Raw genomic sequence first — 18,453 nt, forward strand, 5'->3', positions numbered from 1 at the left:
CGATCGTGCCGATGTTAACGTGCGGTTTCGTCCGTTCGAACTTTGCCTTACCCATGGTGGCCTCCTCTAGTTCCTTGATGGCGGGCGCTGCCGAGGGGCGCGCGCCCGGCCCGTGTCACGTTCAGGCGTATTTCGCCTGGATCTCATCGCTGATGTTCTGCGGGACCGGCTCGTAATGGTCGAACTGCATCGTGAACACGGCGCGGCCCGAGGACATCGAGCGCAGCGTGTTGATGTAGCCGAACATGTTGGCCAGCGGCACCATGGCGTTGATCACGTTGGCATTGCCGCGGGTGTCCTGGCCCTGCACCATGCCGCGACGGCTGGTCAGGTCGCCGATGATCCCGCCGGTATATTCCTCGGGGGTCACCACCTCGACCTTCATGATCGGCTCGAGCAGCCGGGCGCCAGCCTTCTTGAGGCCTTCGCGCATCCCGGCGCGGGTCGCGATTTCGAACGCCAGAACCGACGAGTCCACGTCGTGGAAGGCACCGTCGACCAGAGCCACCTTGAGGTCGATCACCGGGAAACCGGCCAGCGGGCCCGAATCCATGACCGACTTGATGCCCTTCTCGACGCCGGGGATGTATTCCTTCGGCACTGCACCACCCACGATCCGGCTTTCGAACGAGTAGCCCTCGCCCGGTTCGGTCGGCATGATTTCCAGCTTGACGCGGGCGAACTGGCCCGTGCCGCCGGTCTGTTTCTTGTGCGTGTAGTCGACCTCGGCCTTGTGGCTGATGGTTTCGCGGTAGGCCACCTGCGGGGCGCCGATATTCGCCTCGACCTTGAACTCCCGCTTCATGCGGTCGACCAGGATGTCGAGGTGAAGTTCGCCCATGCCCTTCATGATCGTCTGGCCGGATTCGATGTTGGTCTCGACGCGGAAGGACGGGTCCTCGGCCGCGAGACGCTGCAGCGCCAGAGCCATCTTTTCCTGGTCGGCCTTCGATTTCGGCTCGACCGCGATCTCGATCACCGGATCGGGGAAGGTCATGGTTTCCAGAACCACCGGTTTAGCGGCGTCGCAAAGCGTGTCGCCCGTGGTGGTTTCCTTCAGACCGGCAAGCGCGATGATGTCGCCCGCGAAGGCCTCGTCGATTTCCTCGCGGTTGTTCGAGTGCATCATCATCATCCGACCGACGCGCTCTTTCTTGCCCTTGGTCGCGTTGAGGATCGACTCGCCCTTCTTCATCACGCCGGAATAGATCCGGGTAAAGGTCAGAGAACCGACGAAGGGGTCGTTCATGATCTTGAACGCGAGCGCAGAGAACGGCTCGTCGTCATTGGCGTGACGGGCGATGTTGCGTTCTTCGGTCTCGTCATCCGGCAGGAAGCCCATGTAGGCGGGCACGTCCAGCGGCGAGGGAAGATAGTCGATCACGGCGTTCAGCAGCGGTTGCACGCCCTTGTTCTTGAACGCGGAGCCCGCGGTCACCGGCACGAAGGCCAGCGACAGGGTGCCCTTGCGGATCAGACCGTGCAGGGTTTCGACGTCGGGCTCGTTGCCTTCGAGATAGGCCTCCATCGCGGCGTCGTCCTGTTCGACGGCGAGCTCGATGAGGTTCGAGCGCCATTCGTCGGCCTCGTCCTTCAGCTCGGGACGGATCGCCTGACGGGTCCAGGACGCACCGAGGTCCTCGCCCTTCCAGGTCCATTCTTCCATGGTGACGAGGTCGATGATGCCTTCCAGCTTGTCCTCGGCACCGATCGGCAGAGCGATCGGGCACGGGGTCGCGCCGGTGCGGTCCTTGATCATCTTCACGCAGTTGAAGAAGTCGGCGCCGATCTTGTCCATCTTGTTGACGAAGACGATCCGCGGAACCTTGTAGCGGTCCGCCTGGCGCCACACGGTCTCGGTCTGCGGCTCGACGCCGGCGTTGGCGTCGAGAAGGCAGATCGCGCCGTCGAGCACGGCCAGCGAGCGTTCGACCTCGATGGTGAAGTCGACGTGGCCGGGGGTGTCGATGATGTTGAAGCGGTACTTGGTGTCCGAGGTCCCTTCCGCGGTCGGATCTTCCTGGCGCTGCCAGAAGGTCGTGGTCGCGGCCGAGGTGATGGTGATCCCCCGCTCCTGCTCTTGCTCCATCCAGTCCATGGTCGCGGCGCCGTCATGGACTTCGCCGATCTTGTGGGACTTTCCGGTGTAATAGAGGATCCGCTCGGTCGTCGTGGTCTTGCCCGCATCGATGTGGGCCATGATCCCGAAGTTCCGGTAGCGTTGAAGAGGATAAGCGCGGGCCATTGGAAGGGTCCTAGAGGCTAAAGGTCAGTTACCAGCGATAATGGCTGAACGCTTTGTTCGCGTCGGCCATCTTGTGGGTGTCTTCGCGTTTCTTGACGGCGGTGCCGCGGGACTGGACGGCGTCCATCAGTTCGCCGGCAAGCCGTTCTTCCATGGTGTTCTCGTTGCGCTTGCGGCTGGCGTCGATCAGCCAGCGGATCGCAAGGGCCTCGCGGCGCTCGGGGCGCACCTCGACCGGCACCTGGTAGGTGGCACCGCCGACCCGGCGCGAGCGAACCTCGACGGCGGGTTTCACGTTGTCGAGCGCTTCGTGGAAGACCTCGACCGGAGCACGCTTCAGGCGGGTTTCGACGCGGTCGAGCGCGCTGTAGACGATGCGTTCGGCGACCGATTTCTTGCCGTCGACCATCAGGTTGTTCATGAACTTCGTCAGCACGCGATCGCCAAATTTGGCGTCGGGCAGGATTTCGCGCTTCTCGGCAGCGTGACGGCGGGACATCTACGTCTCTCCTTACTTCGGACGCTTCGCGCCGTATTTCGAGCGGCGCTGCTTACGGTCTTTGACGCCCTGGGTGTCCAGCACACCGCGCAGGATGTGATAGCGGACACCGGGAAGGTCTTTCACCCGGCCGCCGCGGATCAGCACGACCGAGTGTTCCTGCAGGTTGTGGCTTTCGCCGGGGATGTAGCTGATGACCTCGAAGCCGTTGGTCAGACGCACCTTGGCGACTTTCCGCATGGCCGAGTTCGGCTTCTTCGGAGTGGTGGTGTAAACGCGCGTGCAGACGCCGCGTTTCTGCGGGCAGGCCTGCAGGTGCTGCGACTTCTGGCGTTTCACTTTCGGCTGCCGCGGCTTGCGGATCAGCTGTTGGATCGTCGGCATTCCGGTTCCCCGTATTGCAACCCGTTCAAATCTCGTCTTCGGTGCGCACCCGCCATTCGCAAACGGCAACGCGAAAACCGCATGCGTTCCCCTGTTCGCGGGAACGACGCGGTGTAGCTTCAGAGGATCGGGGCTTGGGGCCCGGATCATGACCACATCAGTTTCGGTATCAGGCGCGGCAGGTGGATCCACCAGCCCGAAGTGGGCGCGGTATAGGGCGAGTCGAACGGGGTGTCAACACCGCTTGGCCCGCGCCCTGTCCACACCCCCGCCCCGGCCCCTTCCGGCTAGCGCATCCGAAGCGGCACCGGGCCCGGCCGGATCGCCAGTCGCCGCTCGCGATGGAAGGTGTAGACCCCCGTCGCGACCACGATCGAGGCGCCGAGGATGGTGAGGCCCGCAGGCCATTCGCCGAACACCACGGCCCCCAGCACCAGCGCCCAGACAAGGGCTGTATAGCGGAACGGCGAGACGACGGCGACGTCGCCCACGCGCATCGCCGCGACCGAGGTGACATAGCCGAAGATCAGGAACAGCGTCGCGCCGGTCAGCTGCGCCCAGGCCAGCGGCGCGATCGGCAGCCAGCGCTCGTCGCTGACGGCAAGTCCGGTCGCGGCGAACAGCATGACCCCCAGCGCGGCCGAGGTGGCCACCGCTGTCGAGGGCACCGCCCCCGACAGCCCGCGGGTCACGAGGTCGCGCAGCGTGACGCAGGCGACCGAGATCAGCGCATAGACCGAATAGAGGGTGAAGCCTTCGGTTCCCGGCCGGACGATCAGAAGGACGCCCGCGAACCCGACCAGGATCGCCGACCAGCGCCGCCAGCCGACCGGCGCCCCCAGGAAGACCGCCCCCGCCAGCGTCACCGCCAGCGGGATCGCCTGGATGATGGCGGTGACATTGGCCAGGGGCGCGTGAAAGAGCGCGGTGATGTAGAAATAGGCCGCCCCGATCTCGGCCAGGGTCCGCAGCGCGATCCGGCCCTGGTCGCGGCGCGGCAGGCGCAGCCTGAGGCTGCGGGTGGCAAGCCCGAAGGCGATCAGCAGGATCGAGGTGCCAAGCCCGCGCAGGAACACCGCCTGAAAGAACGGTACGCTGTCCGAGGCAGCCTTCATGCAGGCATCGTTGAAGGTGAAGGCGGCCATGCTGATCATCATCAGGACGGCCCCGCGCATGTTGTCGGAGAGGGTGGTCATGGAACTGCCTTAGCATCCCGGACGCCCGGGCGAAGGTCTGTTTGCGGCATTCTCGGAAAAGCGGCAAGAAACCTTTGCCGCCAAGGGGCTATCCGCGCGGGACGGCCTGCCGAAAAACTGCCGAAGGCCGGTTTGGGGCCTGGCACGGGGCGCCCGTCTGGGGCCTGTCCCGGACGCGACCGGGGAAAGAAGAACGCCCCCGCCGGTGCGGGCGGGGGCGTTCGATGGTCAGGCGGTCAGCCGGATTACTCTTCGCGGCTTTCCGGGGTCTCGACCAGACCCAGATCGTCATCGTCGAGCGGGCCGAAGGGGTCCATCGGCGCGGCCAAGGCGGCGGCTGCCACCGCATCGGCCTGACGCGCCTCGATCACCTTCTGGTCGCGCTCGGCCGCGATGCGGCGCACGCGCTGGCTGGCCCCGCCAGTGCCCGCCGGGATCAACCGGCCGACAATGACGTTTTCCTTCAGGCCGACCAGCTTGTCGCGCTTGCCCTGGACCGAGGCCTCGGTCAGCACCCGAGTCGTTTCCTGGAACGAAGCCGCCGAGATGAAGGACCGGGTCTGCAGCGAGGCCTTGGTAATCCCCAGAAGGATCGGCTGACCCTCGGCGGGACGTCCGCCGCGCGCCAGCACCTTGTCGTTGGCCTCGTCGAACTCGGACTTGTCGACATGTTCGCCTTTCAGAAGCGTCGTGTCGCCGGAGTCAGAGATCTCCCATTTCTGCAGCATCTGCCGGACGATGACTTCGATGTGCTTGTCGTTGATCTTCACGCCCTGCAGCCGGTAGACGTCCTGCACCTCGTCGATCATGTAGTTCGCCAGAGCCTCGACACCCATGATGGCCAGGATGTCATGCGGCGCCGGGTTGCCGTCCATGATGTAGTCGCCCTTCTGCACGAAGTCGCCTTCCTGCACCGGGATGTGCTTGCCCTTGGGCACCATGTACTCGACCGGCTGCAGCGTGTCGTCCGCAGGCTCGATCGTGATCCGCCGCTTGTTCTTGTAGTCGCGACCGAACCGGACATAGCCGTCCACCTCGGCGATGATCGCGTGATCCTTCGGACGCCGCGCCTCGAACAGTTCCGCCACCCGCGGCAGACCGCCGGTGATGTCCTTGGTCTTGGCACCCTCGCGCGGGATCCGCGCCACGACGTCGCCGGCCCGGATGTCCTGCTGGTCCTCGACCGACAGAATGGCGTCGACCGACATCGGGTAGGTCACCGGGTTGCCCGCCTCGTTGCGCACGGGTTCGCCGGTTTCCGGATCGACGATGATGATCTCGGGCTTGAGCTCGTTGCCCTTGGGCGCGGTGCGCCAGTCCGACACGATCTTCTGGGTCATGCCGGTGGCATCGTCGGTGTCCTCGCGGACCGAGATCCCGGTCACGAGGTCCACGAACTTGGCGCGACCGGCCTTCTCGGCGATGATCGGCAGGGTGTAGGGGTCCCATTCGAACAGCTTGTCGCCGCGTTTCACCTTGGCATCCTCGGCCACGAAGACCTTGGTGCCGTAGCCCAGCTTGAAGCTCGCGCGCTCGACGTCGTTGTCGTCGACGATCGCCAGCTGCATGTTCCGGCCCATCACGATCTGCTCGCCCGCCGCATTGGTCAGCAGGTTCGGGTTGCGGAACTCGATCCGGCCCTCCTGGCTGGCCTCCTGGAAGGACTGCTGACCGCCCTGGGCGATGCCGCCGATGTGGAAGGTGCGCATCGTCAACTGGGTGCCGGGCTCGCCGATCGACTGTGCGGCGATGATGCCGACGGCCTCGCCGACGTTCACCTTGGTGCCGCGGGCAAGGTCGCGCCCGTAGCAGGCCGCGCAGACGCCCTCTTCGGCCTCGCAGGTCAGCGGCGACCGGATCCGGACGGTGGCGACACCGGCCTTCTCGATCGCATCCGCCTTGCGTTCGTCGATCAGCTCGTTGCGGCTGACCAGCACCTCGTCGGTGCCGGGTTTCAGCACGTCATCGGCCGCGACACGACCCAGCAGACGCTCGGCAAGCGTTGCCACGACCTCGCCGTCGTTGATCGCCGCCTCGCAGGTGATGGCGTTCTCGGTACCGCAATCATGGCTGCGCACGATGCAGTCCTGGGCGACGTCGACCAGACGCCGGGTCAGGTACCCCGAGTTCGCCGTCTTCAGCGCGGTATCGGCCAGACCCTTCCGGGCGCCGTGGGTCGAGTTGAAGTACTCGAGCACGGTCAGGCCTTCCTTGAAGTTCGAGATGATCGGCGTCTCGATGATCTCGCCCGAGGGCTTGGCCATCAGGCCGCGCATGCCGCCCAGCTGCTTCATCTGCGCCGGCGAACCCCGCGCCCCCGAGTGGGACATCATGTAGACCGAGTTGGGTTCCATCTCGGCGCCCGCGTCATCGACGCGGACGGCAGAGATTTCCGCCATCATCGCGGTGGCCACCTCGTCGGAACACTTCGACCAGGCATCGACGACCTTGTTGTACTTCTCACCCTGGGTGATCAGGCCGTCCATGTATTGCTGCTCGAACTCCTTGACCTGGTCGCGAACGCCCTCGACGATCTCCCACTTGGTGTGCGGGATCACCATGTCGTCCTTGCCGAACGAGATCCCGGCCTTGAACGCCTCGCGGAAGCCGAGCCCCATGATCTGGTCGCAGAAGATGACCGACTCCTTCTGGCCGCAATAGCGGTAGACGGTGTCGATGACCTGCTGCACCTCTTTCTTGCGGAGCAGCCGGTTGACCAGTTCGAACGGCGCCTTGGCGTTCATCGGCAGAAGCGCGCCCAGACGGATCCGGCCGGGGGTGGTGTCGTAGCGCTTGTAGACCTCGTTGCCGTGCTCGTCGATCTGCTTGATCCGCGCCTTGACGCGGGCATGCAGATGCACCTCGCCGGAGTCGAGCGCGTGCTGGACCTCGTCGACATCGGCGAAGGCCATGCCCTCGCCCTTCATGCCCTTGCGCTCCATCGTGATGTAATAGAGCCCGAGGATCATGTCCTGGGACGGCACGATGATCGGCGCGCCGTTGGCGGGCGACAGCACGTTGTTGGTCGACATCATCAGGACCCGCGCTTCCAGCTGGGCCTCGAGGCTCAGCGGGACGTGCACGGCCATCTGGTCGCCGTCGAAGTCGGCGTTGAAGGCAGAACAGACCAGCGGGTGCAGCTGGATCGCCTTGCCCTCGATCAGCGTCGGCTCGAACGCCTGGATGCCCAGACGGTGCAGCGTCGGCGCCCGGTTCAGAAGGACCGGGTGCTCGCGGATGACCTCGTCGAGGATGTCCCAGACCTCCGGACGCTCCTTCTCCACGAGCTTCTTGGCCTGCTTGACGGTCGAGCTAAGCCCCTTGGCCTCGAGCCGCGAATAGATGAACGGCTTGAAGAGCTCGAGCGCCATCTTCTTCGGCAGCCCGCACTGGTGCAGCTTGAGTTCGGGACCGGTCACGATCACCGACCGTCCCGAGAAGTCGACCCGCTTGCCCAGAAGGTTCTGCCGGAACCGGCCCTGCTTGCCCTTCAGCATGTCGGAAAGCGATTTCAGCGGCCGCTTGTTGGCGCCGGTGATGACCCGGCCGCGGCGGCCGTTGTCGAACAGCGCATCGACCGCCTCTTGCAGCATCCGCTTTTCGTTGCGGACGATGATGTCGGGCGCGCGCAGCTCGATCAGCCGTTTCAGACGGTTGTTCCGGTTGATCACCCGGCGATAGAGGTCGTTCAGGTCCGAGGTCGCGAACCGGCCGCCATCGAGCGGCACCAGCGGCCGCAGTTCCGGCGGAATGACCGGAATGACCGTCAGCACCATCCATTCCGGGCGGTTGCCGGATTCGATGAAGCTCTCGACGACCTTCAGCCGCTTGATGATCTTCTTCGGCTTCAGCTCGCCGGTGGCTTCCTTCAGCTCCTCGCGCAGCTTCTCGGCCTCGGCCTCGAGGTCGATCTGCGACAGCATCTCGCGGATCGCCTCGGCGCCGATCCCGGCGGTGAAGGCGTCGGCGCCGAACTGGTCCTGCGCGTCGAGATACTCTTCTTCGGTCAGCATCTGGCCGTAGCTCAGGTCGGTCAGACCGGGCTCGATCACCACATAGTTCTCGAAGTAAAGTACCCGCTCGAGATCGCGCAGGGTCATGTCCAGCATCAGGCCGATGCGGGAGGGCAGCGACTTGAGGAACCAGATGTGCGCGACCGGCGCGGCCAGCTCGATATGGCCCATCCGCTCGCGGCGAACCTTCTGCAGCGTCACCTCGACGCCGCATTTCTCGCAGACGACGCCGCGATACTTCATGCGCTTGTACTTGCCGCAAAGGCACTCGTAGTCCTTGATCGGCCCGAAGATGCGCGCGCAGAAGAGACCGTCACGTTCGGGCTTGAACGTACGGTAGTTGATGGTTTCGGGTTTCTTGATCTCGCCATAGGACCACGAAAGGATCCGTTCGGGCGAGGCCAGCGACACCTTGATCTCGTCGAACTGCTTGGGCGAGGCCAGCGGGTTGAACGGGTTGGTGGTCAGTTCCTGGTTCATCTTGAAGTCCTCAAATCAGCGCAAAGGGATGGGCAAGGGCGCGATTTTTCGCAGAAAAATCGGGACGAATTTCCTGCAAAAATTCGAACACCCTTATTCCTCATCCTCCACGTCCAGGAGTTCCATGTTCAGCCCGAGGCCGCGGACTTCCTTCACCAGAACGTTGAAGGATTCCGGCACGCCGGCCTCGAAATTGTCCTCACCCTTGACGATCGACTCGTAGACCTTGGTCCGGCCCGCCACGTCGTCCGACTTCACCGTCAGCATTTCCTGCAGGGTATAGGCGGCACCATAGGCTTCGAGCGCCCAGACCTCCATCTCCCCGAACCGCTGACCGCCGAACTGCGCCTTGCCGCCCAGCGGCTGCTGGGTGACGAGGCTATACGGACCAGTCGAGCGCGCGTGGATCTTGTCGTCGACAAGGTGGTGCAGCTTCAGCAGGTACTTGACGCCCACGGTGACTTTCCGGGCAAAGCGCTCGCCCGTCCGGCCGTCGAAGAGTTCCGACTGGCCCGACGTGTCGAAGCCCGCCCGAGTCAGGGCGTCGTTGACGTCCTGTTCCTTGGCGCCGTCGAAGACCGGCGTTGCGATCGGAACGCCGCGAACCACGGTCGAGGCGGACTCGACCAGGGCCTTCTCGTCCATCTCGCGCAGGATCTCTTCATAGGCCTCTTCGCCATAGGCAAGCCGCATCGCCTCGCGCACCGGGGTCAGGTCGCCCGAGCGCTTGTACTCGCCAAGCGCGTCGTCGATCTTCAGCCCCAGACCGCGCGCGGCCCAGCCCATGTGGGTCTCGAGGATCTGCCCCACGTTCATCCGCGACGGCACGCCGAGCGGGTTCAGCACCAGATCGACGGGCGTGCCGTCGGCCAGGAAGGGCATGTCCTCCATCGGCACCACGCGGGAGACGACCCCCTTGTTGCCGTGCCGACCGGCCATCTTGTCGCCGGGCTGCAGCTTGCGTTTGACCGCGATGAAGACCTTGACCATCTTCATCACGCCCGGAGGCAGGTCGTCGCCGCGGCGGACCTTCTCGACCTTGTCCTCGAAGCGATGCTCGAGCGCGCGTTTCTGCGCCTCGAACTGGGCGTTCAGCGCCTCGACCTGACCGGCATCGGCCTCGTCTTCCAGCGCCAGCTGCCACCATTGCCCCTTGGACAGGGTCTCAAGCAGCTCTTCGGTGATTTCCGAGTTGGGCTTCACGCCCTTCGGACCCTTCACCGCGACCTTGCCGAGGATCATCGACTTGAGACGCGCATAGATGTTGCGCTCGAGGATCGCCTGTTCGTCGTCCCGGTCGCGGGCCAGGCGTTCGACCTCTTCACGCTCGATCTGCAGCGCGCGTTCGTCCTTGTCGACGCCGTGCCGGTTGAACACCCGCACCTCGACGACGGTACCGTAATCGCCCGGCGGCAGACGCAGCGAGGTGTCGCGCACGTCCGAGGCCTTTTCGCCGAAGATCGCCCGCAGCAGCTTCTCTTCGGGCGTCATCGGGCTTTCGCCCTTCGGAGTGATCTTGCCGACGAGGATGTCGCCCGGCCCCACTTCGGCGCCGATATAGACGATGCCCGCCTCGTCGAGGTTGCGCAGGGCTTCCTCGCCGACGTTCGGGATGTCGCGGGTGATCTCTTCCGGCCCGAGCTTGGTATCGCGGGCCGCGACCTCGAATTCCTCGATATGGATCGAGGTGAAGACGTCATCGCGGGCGATGCGCTCCGAGATCAGGATCGAGTCCTCGTAGTTGTAGCCGTTCCAGGGCATGAACGCGACGATCACGTTCTTGCCAAGCGCCAGCTCGCCCATATCGGTCGAGGGACCGTCGGCGACGACCTCGCCCTTCAGGACGGTGTCGCCCACCTTCACCAGAGGCTTCTGGTTGATGCAGGTGTTCTGGTTCGACCGCTGGAACTTGCGCAGCCGGTAGATGTCGACGCCCGGATCGCCGGGTTCGAGATCCTCGGTGGCTCGGATCACGATCCGCTGGGCATCGACCTGGTCGATGATCCCGCCACGGCGCGCCATGATCGCGGCACCCGAGTCCTGCGCCACCACCTGCTCGATGCCGGTGCCCACGAAGGGCGCATCGGCCTGCAGAAGCGGCACCGCCTGACGCTGCATGTTCGCGCCCATCAGCGCGCGGTTGGCGTCGTCGTTTTCCAGGAACGGAATCAGCGAGGCCCCAACCGACACCAGCTGTTTCGGCGAGACGTCGATCAGGTCGACGCTTTCGCGCGGCGCCATGGTGTATTCGCCGGCCTGACGGGTGTTCACCAGATCGTTGATGAACTTGCCCTCGCCGTCGAGATTGGCGTTGGCCTGGGCCACGGTGTGCCGCATCTCTTCGGTCGCGGACATGTAGTGGACCTCATCGGTCACCTGCCCGTCGATCACCCGGCGATAGGGGGTCTCGATGAAGCCGTACTTGTTCACCCGCGCATAGGTGGCAAGGCTGTTGATCAGACCGATGTTCGGGCCTTCCGGCGTCTCGATCGGGCACATCCGGCCGTAGTGGGTCGGGTGCACGTCGCGGACCTCGAAGCCCGCGCGCTCGCGGGTCAGACCGCCCGGCCCAAGCGCCGACAGACGCCGCTTGTGGGTGACTTCCGACAGCGGGTTGGTCTGGTCCATGAACTGCGAAAGCTGCGACGAGCCGAAGAACTCGCGCACGGCCGCGGCCGCCGGTTTGGCGTTGATCAGGTCCTGCGGCATAACGGTGTCGATCTCGACCGAGGACATCCGCTCCTTGATGGCGCGTTCCATCCGCAGCAGACCGACGCGATACTGGTTCTCCATCAGCTCGCCGACCGAGCGGACCCGGCGGTTGCCGAGGTGGTCGATGTCATCGACCTCGCCCTTGCCATCGCGCAGTTCGACCAGCGCCTTGATGCAGGAGATGATGTCGTCGCGGCGCAGCGTCCGCTGGGTGTCGGGCGCGTCGAGATCGAGACGCATGTTCATCTTCACTCGGCCCACGGCCGAGAGGTCGTACCGCTCGGAGTCGAAGAAGAGCGACTCGAACAGCGTGGTCGCCGCCTCGACGGTCGGCGGCTCGCCCGGGCGCATGACGCGGTAGATATCCATGAGCGCGGTGTCGCGGCCCATGTTCTTGTCCGCCGCCATGGTGTTGCGGATGTAGGGACCGACGTTGATGTTGTCGATGTCGAGCACCGGGATGTCGGTGATGCCCGCATCCAGCAGCTCTTTCAGCGTGCCGCCGGTGACGTCGCCATCCTTGTCGACAGTCCAGGTCAGCTCGTCGCCGGCCTCGACATAGATCGCGCCGGTGTCTTCGTTGATGATGTCCTTGGCGACATAGCGGCCGACGATATGATCGAAGGGCACCATCAGTTCGGTGACCCGGGCCTCTTCGATGAGCTTCTTGACCTGACGCGGGGTGACCTTGTCACCGGCCTTGCAGATCACCTCGCCGGTGTCGGCATCGACCAGATCATAGGTCGGACGAGTGCCGCGCACGCGTTCGGGGAAGAACTTGGTGACCCAGCCGCGGTTGCGTTCCAGCCGGAACGTCACCGTGTCGTAATAGGCATCCATGATGCCTTCCTGATCGAGCCCCAGCGCATAGAGCAGGGTCGTCACCGGCAGTTTCCGGCGGCGGTCGATGCGCGCGAAGACGATGTCCTTGGCGTCGAATTCGAAATCGAGCCAGGAGCCGCGATAGGGAATGATCCGGCAGGCGAACAGCAGCTTGCCCGAGGAATGGGTCTTGCCCTTGTCATGGTCGAAGAAGACGCCCGGAGACCGGTGCATCTGGGACACGATCACCCGTTCGGTCCCGTTCACGATGAACGTGCCGTTGGCGGTCATGAGCGGCATGTCGCCCATGAACACGTCCTGCTCCTTGATGTCCTTCACCGACTTGGCGCCGGTATCCTCGTCGAAATCGAACACGATCAGGCGCAGCGTCACCTTCAGCGGCGCCGAAAAGGTCATGTCGCGCTGCTGGCATTCCTCGACGTCGTATTTCGGCCGCTCCAGCTCGTAGCGGACGAATTCAAGAACGGCGGTCTCGTTGAAATCCTTGATCGGGAAAACCGACTGGAACACCCCCTGGATGCCCTCGCCATCGGCGGGCGCGGGTCCGTCGCCGGAATTCAGGAACAGGTCGTAGGAGGATTTCTGGACCTCGATGAGGTTCGGCATCTCCAGCACTTCGCGGATCTTGCCGTAGTATTTGCGGAGTCGTTTCTGGCCAACGTAGCTCTGCGCCATCTGTGGTCTCACCTTTCGTCTGTCGCGGGCGCATCCGCCGTCGGGCCCCGGTGGCGCGCCGCTCGCGATGAGGGGGCGAAGGTTCCATTCCTGCGGTCCGTCCCACCGGCCGCTCCCGAACCTCGAACCGCACCTTGGAAAGGGCTTTCGCACACAAGCCCTTTCCAAGACAGGTTCGGCCGGGCCCGGACGAACCGCCGGACCCAGCCAACATTTCTCAGGTCACGGGCACGCGGCCCGCGATCCCGATCACTTGAGCTCGACTTCGGCGCCAGCCGCTTCGAGTTTGCCTTTGATGTCCTCGGCTTCGGCTTTGGAGACTTGCTCCTTGACGGCCTTGCCGCCGGCCTCGACCAGGTCCTTGGCTTCTTTCAGGCCAAGACCGGTGATGGCGCGGACTTCCTTGATGACGTTGATTTTGTTCGCGCCAGCCGATTTCAGGATGACGTCGAATTCGGTCTGCTCTTCGGCAGCGGCGGCTTCGCCACCGGCAGCCGGGCCAGCCATCATGACGGCGCCGCCGGCGGCGGGCTCGATGCCGTACTCGTCTTTCAGGATGGTTTTCAGTTCCTGGGCCTCGAGAAGCGTGAGGTTCACGATCTCTTCGGCAAGTTTCTTCAGATCAGCCATGTTCTGTTCCGTTCTTTCACATTGTCTGTTCCAACGCGAGGCCTCAGCCCTTCACGCGGGATCACAAGTTGCTCAAGCGGCTTCCGCACGCTCCTCGATGGTCGAGAGGATGCTTGCAATATTGGAAGCGGGCGCGCCAATCGCACCGGCGATGTTCGCGGCGGGTGCACCGATGCAGCCGACGATCGAGGCGATAAGCTCCTCGCGCGACGGCATTTCGGACACTGCCTTGACACCGGCCCGGTCCAGGGCCGTCTCGCCCATGGCACCGCCGAGGATCTCGAACTTCGAGTTGTCCTTGGCGAAGCCTTCCGCGACCTTGGCAGCAGCCACCGGGTCCTCGGAATAGGCAAGAACGGTCATGCCCGTCAGAAGAGTGGCCATGCTGGCGCAGGGCTTTCCTTCCAGGGCGATCTTGGCGAGCCTGTTCTTGGCGACGCGAACGGACCCACCCGCTTCACGCATGCGTGCGCGCAGGTCCTGCATCTCGGCAACCGTGAGACCCGCGTAGTGGGCAACCACCACGACGCCAGAGCTTTCGAAGATCTGGCCGAGCTCGTCGACCACTTTCTCTTTCTGGGCTCTATCCACAGTTTCACTCCAATTTGGGGGTTTCCCCCCGGCTCTAGGTTTGCCGGCCTGAGTGCCGGCTTTCGGGTCCGTATGGGTCCCGAGGCCAGGATCGCCCGAGGGTCTCCCCACGGAAATCTGTCTCGTTTCCCCATCTCGGGAAGGACATTAAGCGAGGCCAGGCCCCGCACCCTCCGTCTCGGACAGGACGGGGCGTTTCCGCCCCGCCATTCCCGGGCACGAGTCCCGGGAATTCTCGCGAAGATAGGAGTTCACCTATCTTAAATCAATTCCCAGTTGCCGAGGTCACGTCGACCGACACGCCCGGGCCCATGGTCGAGCTGAGGCTGACCTTTTTCATGTAGGTGCCCTTGGCGCCGGCCGGCTTGGCCTTGACCACGGCATCGACAAAGGCGCGCACGTTCTCGGCCAGCTTGCCGGCGTCGAACGAGGTCTTGCCGATGCCGGCATGGATCACGCCCGCCTTCTCGACCCGGAACTGGACCTCACCGCCCTTGGCGGCCTGAACCGCCGCGGCCACGTCCATGGTCACGGTGCCGACCTTGGGGTTCGGCATCAGGTTGCGCGGGCCCAGGATCTTGCCCAGACGGCCGACGATCGGCATCATGTCCGGGGTGGCGATGCAGCGATCGAATTCGATCGTGCCGCCCTGGATGGTTTCCATCAGATCCTCGGCGCCGACGATATCGGCGCCCGCTGCCTTGGCTTCATCGGCCTTGGCGCCGCGGGCGAAAACCGCCACGCGGACGGTCTTGCCGGTGCCGTTCGGCAGGGTGACGACACCCCGGACCATCTGGTCGGCGTGACGCGGATCGACGCCGAGGTTCAGCGCGATTTCCAGCGTCTCGTCGAACTTGGCCGAGGCATTGTCCTTGACGAGGCTCACCGCCTCTTCGACCGACAGGTTGTCCTTGCCAGCGAAGGCTTCCCGCGCGGCGCGGACACGTTTTCCATGTTTCGCCATTGCGCTTACCCCTTCACCTCGATGCCCATCGAGCGGGCCGACCCCAGAATGATCTGCATCGCGCCTTCGACATCGCTGGCGTTCAGATCCTTCATCTTCGCCTCGGCGATCTCGCGCACCTGAGCGACGGTCACGGTGCCGACCACGTCACGCCCGGGTTTTTCCGAGCCCTTCGGACGGTTCCGCTTGCCGACCGGCTTCAGGCCAGCAGCCTTCTTGAGGTAGTAAGACGCCGGGGGCGTCTTGATGTCCATCGAGAAGGACTTGTCCTGGTAGTAGGTGATGACCGTCGGGCACGGGGCGCCGGGCTCCATGTCCTGGGTCTTGGCGTTGAACGCCTTGCAGAATTCCATGATGTTGATGCCGCGCTGACCGAGCGCGGGACCGACCGGCGGGGACGGGTTTGCCTGCCCCGCCTTCACCTGAAGCTTGAGCTTCCCGATTACCTTCTTGGCCATCTGGCCATCTCCTTCTTGTCACCGCGCCGGTCCCTCGCGAGGGCGGCGCTTCGGTTTAGTGGTGCGGTCCGCGGGCGCGCCCGCTCGCCTCCCACAGATTCACGTCAGAGCTGCCCCTTGGAGACCTGCGTGAATTCCAGCTCGACCGGGGTCGCCCGGCCGAAGATCGACACCGTCACCTTCAGGCGTTGATTGTCGTCGTCCACTTCCTCGACCATGCCCGAGAAGCCCTCGAACGGGCCGTCGGTCACGTTCACGTTCTCGCCGATCTCGTAGGTGATCAGCGACCGCGGCTGGGCCTCGCCCTCTTCGACGCGGTTGAGGATCTGGTTCACCTCCTCGTCGCGCATGGGCATCGGCTTGCCCATCGGCCCGAGGAACCCGGTCACCCGGTTGATCTGCGTCACCAGGTGATAGCCGCGGTCGGTCATCTCCATGCGCACCAGCACATAGCCGGGCATGAAGCGCCGTTCGGTCGTCACCTTCTTGCCGCGCCGGACCTCGATCACCTCTTCGGTCGGCACGAGGACTTCCTCGATCTCGTCCTCGAGACCGGCATCCGCCACGGCTTGCTTGATCTGTTCGGCGACCTTCTTCTCGAAATTCGAGAGAACGCTTACCGAATACCACCGCTTCGCCATGTTGCCCGTTTCCTCACGTGTCCGTCGGCCGTTCGGGCCGCGATGATCTTGCGTTGTCCGGAACAAAAAACAGCGCGCAACCCGAATCGATGCACGCCGGAGCCCAGAAAAGTAGTGATGCCCTTACCGCTCCCACCGCCGGGGTTCAAGCCCCGGGGGTATCGCGGTGCCGCATCTCAGCCGAAAAACCCAAGCAGAAGCTGCAGCCCGCTTCGGATCAGCCAGTCGACGAAGAAGAAGAACACCGCCGTCAGAGAGGCCATCACGAAGACCATGATGGTGGTCAGGAACACCTCGCGCCGGGTCGGCCAGACCACCTTCGAGATTTCCGAGCGGGTCTGCTGAATGAACTGGAGGGGGTTCGCCATGGGCCTGCGGGGTCCGTTCTGCCTGTCAACCGCGCCGAGATACGCGCTTGGGCGCCGCTTTGCAAGGGCAGCGCCCCCGCACACCGCCACCCCCTTCGGTTCCGGCCTCCGATCCCGTCCCTGAGCCCGGCCTTCGATCGAGGTCGGCGCGGCCCGGCACACGGCCCGGCGCACGGAACGGCCGCCGCGCCGCGCGTCCATAGGCATTCGCATCGAGTTTTAGCCACTGCCTGTCCCTGGCTTCACCGGTTGTTCAGATCCAGGGCGCAAAGACCAGTTGACGTCACAAAGGGTCGGATCGGTGGAACATCCTTTCAGAACAGTATCCGGGAAACTTCTTCTCGCGACAGGCGCGGCGGTCTCGGTGATCGTCGTCGGCTATTCGGTCTACAGCGGCTGGCAATCCTCGCAGAGGGTCGACCGCGAGGTGATGGAACTGGCCTCGGAAAAAGCCGCGCTCGTGGCCCAGAAGGTCGCGGTCCAGGTGACCGAGGCCACTTCGGCCGGCGCGGCGCTGGGCGGCGGGCTTGCAGGTTATCTGGGCACCGGCCATGCCGACCGGTCCGCCATCATCGCGATGATCGAGGGCGTTCCGGCCCAGTACGACAACATCTTCGGCGCCTGGATGGCCGGCATTCCCGATGGCGGCACGAACGATCTGCTGACCGGCGAAGGCGGCATGAACGAGGAGGGCGTGTTCGCGCCCTGGTGGCACAAGGGCGCGGATGGGGGGCTCGAATTCGCTACCTTCGATGTCAGCGCCGACGATGCCTGGTTCAAGGTGCCGACCACGACCGGCAAACCCAGCATCACCGAACCCTACATGGGCGAAGGCAACTTCATGATGACCAGCGTCGCGCTGCCCATCCGGGTCGGGGACGAGATCGTCGGGGTTGCCGGTGTCGATATCGGGCTGGGCGATCTGACCGCGATGCTCAACGACCTGTCCGCGTTCGAGGGCGGGAAGAGCCTGCTGGTCAGCCAGGGCGGCAACTGGCTGACCGCCAGCGACCGGGCCAAGCTGAACAAGCCCTATGACGACACGGGCGCCGACGTCGTCTCGGCCGCGCTTGCTGACGGCCGGATGCGCGTGATCCGCGACATGCCCGACCGGGCCACGCGGTTGGTCTATCCGTTCACAGCGCCCGGGATGAACACGACCTGGGCGGCTCTGGTCGACGTGCCGGCCGACGTCTTCGCGGCCCCGGTGCGCGCCGAGATCACCCGGACCATGGTCAGCGGCGCCCTGATCCTGGCTATGGCGCTCGGCACGATCTATCTTGCCTCGATGGCGATGGTGCGCCGCCCGCTGGCCCGGATGCTGGCGGCGGTGGACGGTCTGGCCTCGGGCGACTATGCTCACCCCGTGCCGGGGCGCGAGCGCGGCGACGAGATCGGCGCGATGGCGCAATCGGTCGAGGCGCTCCGTCAGGGGCTGCTGGACAAGGATGCGCTTGAAAAGGGCCAGGAGCGGTCGAGAGCCGAACAGGCCCGCGTGGTCGAGTCCCTCGCGGCGGGCCTGAAAAGCCTGTCCGAAGGCGATCTGACCCGCTCGATCGAGGAAACCTTCGGGGCCGAATACGAACAGCTGCGTCAGGACTTCAACGCCACCGTCGACACGCTGAACGCGCTTATGGGTGAAATCGTCGAGAACTCGACCGAGATCACCACCCGCGCCGAGGAAATCAGCGGCGCCTCTGACGACCTGTCGCGCCGAACCGAGAACCAGGCCGCCACGCTGGAAGAGACCGCCG

Annotated in this window: 13 protein-coding genes; 1 reads left to right on the forward strand and 12 read right to left on the reverse strand. The window is 64.6% G+C overall.

Annotated features, from left to right (window positions below; genetic code table 11):
- Positions 1 to 121: 121 nt before the first annotated feature.
- The 12 genes from fusA to secE form a co-directional block, all read right to left on the reverse strand.
- Complete coding sequence (fusA, locus tag BYZ73_RS19175; protein WP_108028964.1) at positions 122 to 2,245, reverse strand: elongation factor G; 2,124 nt, start codon at positions 2,243 to 2,245, stop codon at positions 122 to 124.
- Positions 2,246 to 2,273: 28 nt separating this feature from the next.
- Positions 2,274 to 2,744: a 30S ribosomal protein S7 gene (gene rpsG, locus BYZ73_RS19180; protein ID WP_075784657.1), complete on the reverse strand. Its 471-nt coding sequence runs from the start codon at positions 2,742 to 2,744 to the stop codon at positions 2,274 to 2,276.
- A gap of 12 nt (positions 2,745 to 2,756) precedes the next feature.
- The gene (rpsL, locus tag BYZ73_RS19185) at positions 2,757 to 3,128 is read right to left on the reverse strand and encodes a 30S ribosomal protein S12 (RefSeq protein WP_042456862.1); all 372 of its coding nucleotides are present in this window, start codon (positions 3,126 to 3,128) and stop codon (positions 2,757 to 2,759) included.
- A gap of 287 nt (positions 3,129 to 3,415) precedes the next feature.
- Positions 3,416 to 4,324 (reverse strand): DMT family transporter, encoded by a 909-nt coding sequence (locus BYZ73_RS19190; protein WP_112317303.1) that lies wholly within the window; start codon positions 4,322 to 4,324, stop codon positions 3,416 to 3,418.
- Between the two features lie 245 nt (positions 4,325 to 4,569).
- The gene (rpoC, locus tag BYZ73_RS19195) at positions 4,570 to 8,817 is read right to left on the reverse strand and encodes a DNA-directed RNA polymerase subunit beta' (RefSeq protein ID WP_112317304.1); all 4,248 of its coding nucleotides are present in this window, start codon (positions 8,815 to 8,817) and stop codon (positions 4,570 to 4,572) included.
- Positions 8,818 to 8,910: 93 nt separating this feature from the next.
- On the reverse strand, positions 8,911 to 13,047 hold the full coding sequence (gene rpoB / locus BYZ73_RS19200) for a DNA-directed RNA polymerase subunit beta (RefSeq protein ID WP_108028967.1): 4,137 nt from the start codon (positions 13,045 to 13,047) through the stop codon (positions 8,911 to 8,913).
- A 249-nt stretch (positions 13,048 to 13,296) separates the two neighbouring features.
- Positions 13,297 to 13,677 carry a 50S ribosomal protein L7/L12 gene (rplL, locus tag BYZ73_RS19205; protein ID WP_075784653.1) on the reverse strand — a complete coding sequence of 127 codons (381 nt, stop codon included), beginning with the start codon at positions 13,675 to 13,677 and terminating at the stop codon, positions 13,297 to 13,299.
- A gap of 72 nt (positions 13,678 to 13,749) precedes the next feature.
- On the reverse strand, positions 13,750 to 14,268 hold the full coding sequence (gene rplJ / locus BYZ73_RS19210) for a 50S ribosomal protein L10 (RefSeq protein WP_075784652.1): 519 nt from the start codon (positions 14,266 to 14,268) through the stop codon (positions 13,750 to 13,752).
- A 265-nt stretch (positions 14,269 to 14,533) separates the two neighbouring features.
- Positions 14,534 to 15,232 (reverse strand): 50S ribosomal protein L1, encoded by a 699-nt coding sequence (gene rplA / locus BYZ73_RS19215; RefSeq protein ID WP_108028968.1) that lies wholly within the window; start codon positions 15,230 to 15,232, stop codon positions 14,534 to 14,536.
- 5 nt (positions 15,233 to 15,237) lie between these two features.
- On the reverse strand, positions 15,238 to 15,690 hold the full coding sequence (gene rplK, locus BYZ73_RS19220) for a 50S ribosomal protein L11 (RefSeq protein ID WP_108028969.1): 453 nt from the start codon (positions 15,688 to 15,690) through the stop codon (positions 15,238 to 15,240).
- 104 nt (positions 15,691 to 15,794) lie between these two features.
- Positions 15,795 to 16,331, reverse strand: coding sequence for a transcription termination/antitermination protein NusG (gene nusG / locus BYZ73_RS19225; protein WP_108028970.1), 537 nt, complete (start codon positions 16,329 to 16,331; stop codon positions 15,795 to 15,797).
- Between the two features lie 176 nt (positions 16,332 to 16,507).
- Positions 16,508 to 16,699, reverse strand: coding sequence for a preprotein translocase subunit SecE (gene secE, locus BYZ73_RS19230; protein WP_075784648.1), 192 nt, complete (start codon positions 16,697 to 16,699; stop codon positions 16,508 to 16,510).
- 301 nt (positions 16,700 to 17,000) lie between these two features.
- Here secE and BYZ73_RS19235 point away from each other — a divergent pair.
- The coding region (locus BYZ73_RS19235) for a methyl-accepting chemotaxis protein (RefSeq protein ID WP_146746338.1) at positions 17,001 to 18,453 on the forward strand (1,453 nt) is incomplete at its 3' end.

It is taken from the genome of Rhodovulum viride (assembly GCF_003265965.1).
In the GTDB taxonomy this organism is placed as follows: Bacteria; Pseudomonadota; Alphaproteobacteria; order Rhodobacterales; family Rhodobacteraceae; genus Rhodovulum; species Rhodovulum kholense.

Coding starts and splice junctions, on each gene's coding strand:
- fusA (WP_108028964.1), bottom strand. CDS start 2,245: ATGGCCCGCGCTTATCCTCTTCAACGCTACCGGAACTTCGGGATCATG.
- rpsG (WP_075784657.1), bottom strand. CDS start 2,744: ATGTCCCGCCGTCACGCTGCCGAGAAGCGCGAAATCCTGCCCGACGCC.
- rpsL (WP_042456862.1), bottom strand. CDS start 3,128: ATGCCGACGATCCAACAGCTGATCCGCAAGCCGCGGCAGCCGAAAGTG.
- BYZ73_RS19190 (WP_112317303.1), bottom strand. CDS start 4,324: ATGACCACCCTCTCCGACAACATGCGCGGGGCCGTCCTGATGATGATC.
- rpoC (WP_112317304.1), bottom strand. CDS start 8,817: ATGAACCAGGAACTGACCACCAACCCGTTCAACCCGCTGGCCTCGCCC.
- rpoB (WP_108028967.1), bottom strand. CDS start 13,047: ATGGCGCAGAGCTACGTTGGCCAGAAACGACTCCGCAAATACTACGGC.
- rplL (WP_075784653.1), bottom strand. CDS start 13,677: ATGGCTGATCTGAAGAAACTTGCCGAAGAGATCGTGAACCTCACGCTT.
- rplA (WP_108028968.1), bottom strand. CDS start 15,232: ATGGCGAAACATGGAAAACGTGTCCGCGCCGCGCGGGAAGCCTTCGCT.
- rplK (WP_108028969.1), bottom strand. CDS start 15,690: ATGGCCAAGAAGGTAATCGGGAAGCTCAAGCTTCAGGTGAAGGCGGGG.
- nusG (WP_108028970.1), bottom strand. CDS start 16,331: ATGGCGAAGCGGTGGTATTCGGTAAGCGTTCTCTCGAATTTCGAGAAG.
- secE (WP_075784648.1), bottom strand. CDS start 16,699: ATGGCGAACCCCCTCCAGTTCATTCAGCAGACCCGCTCGGAAATCTCG.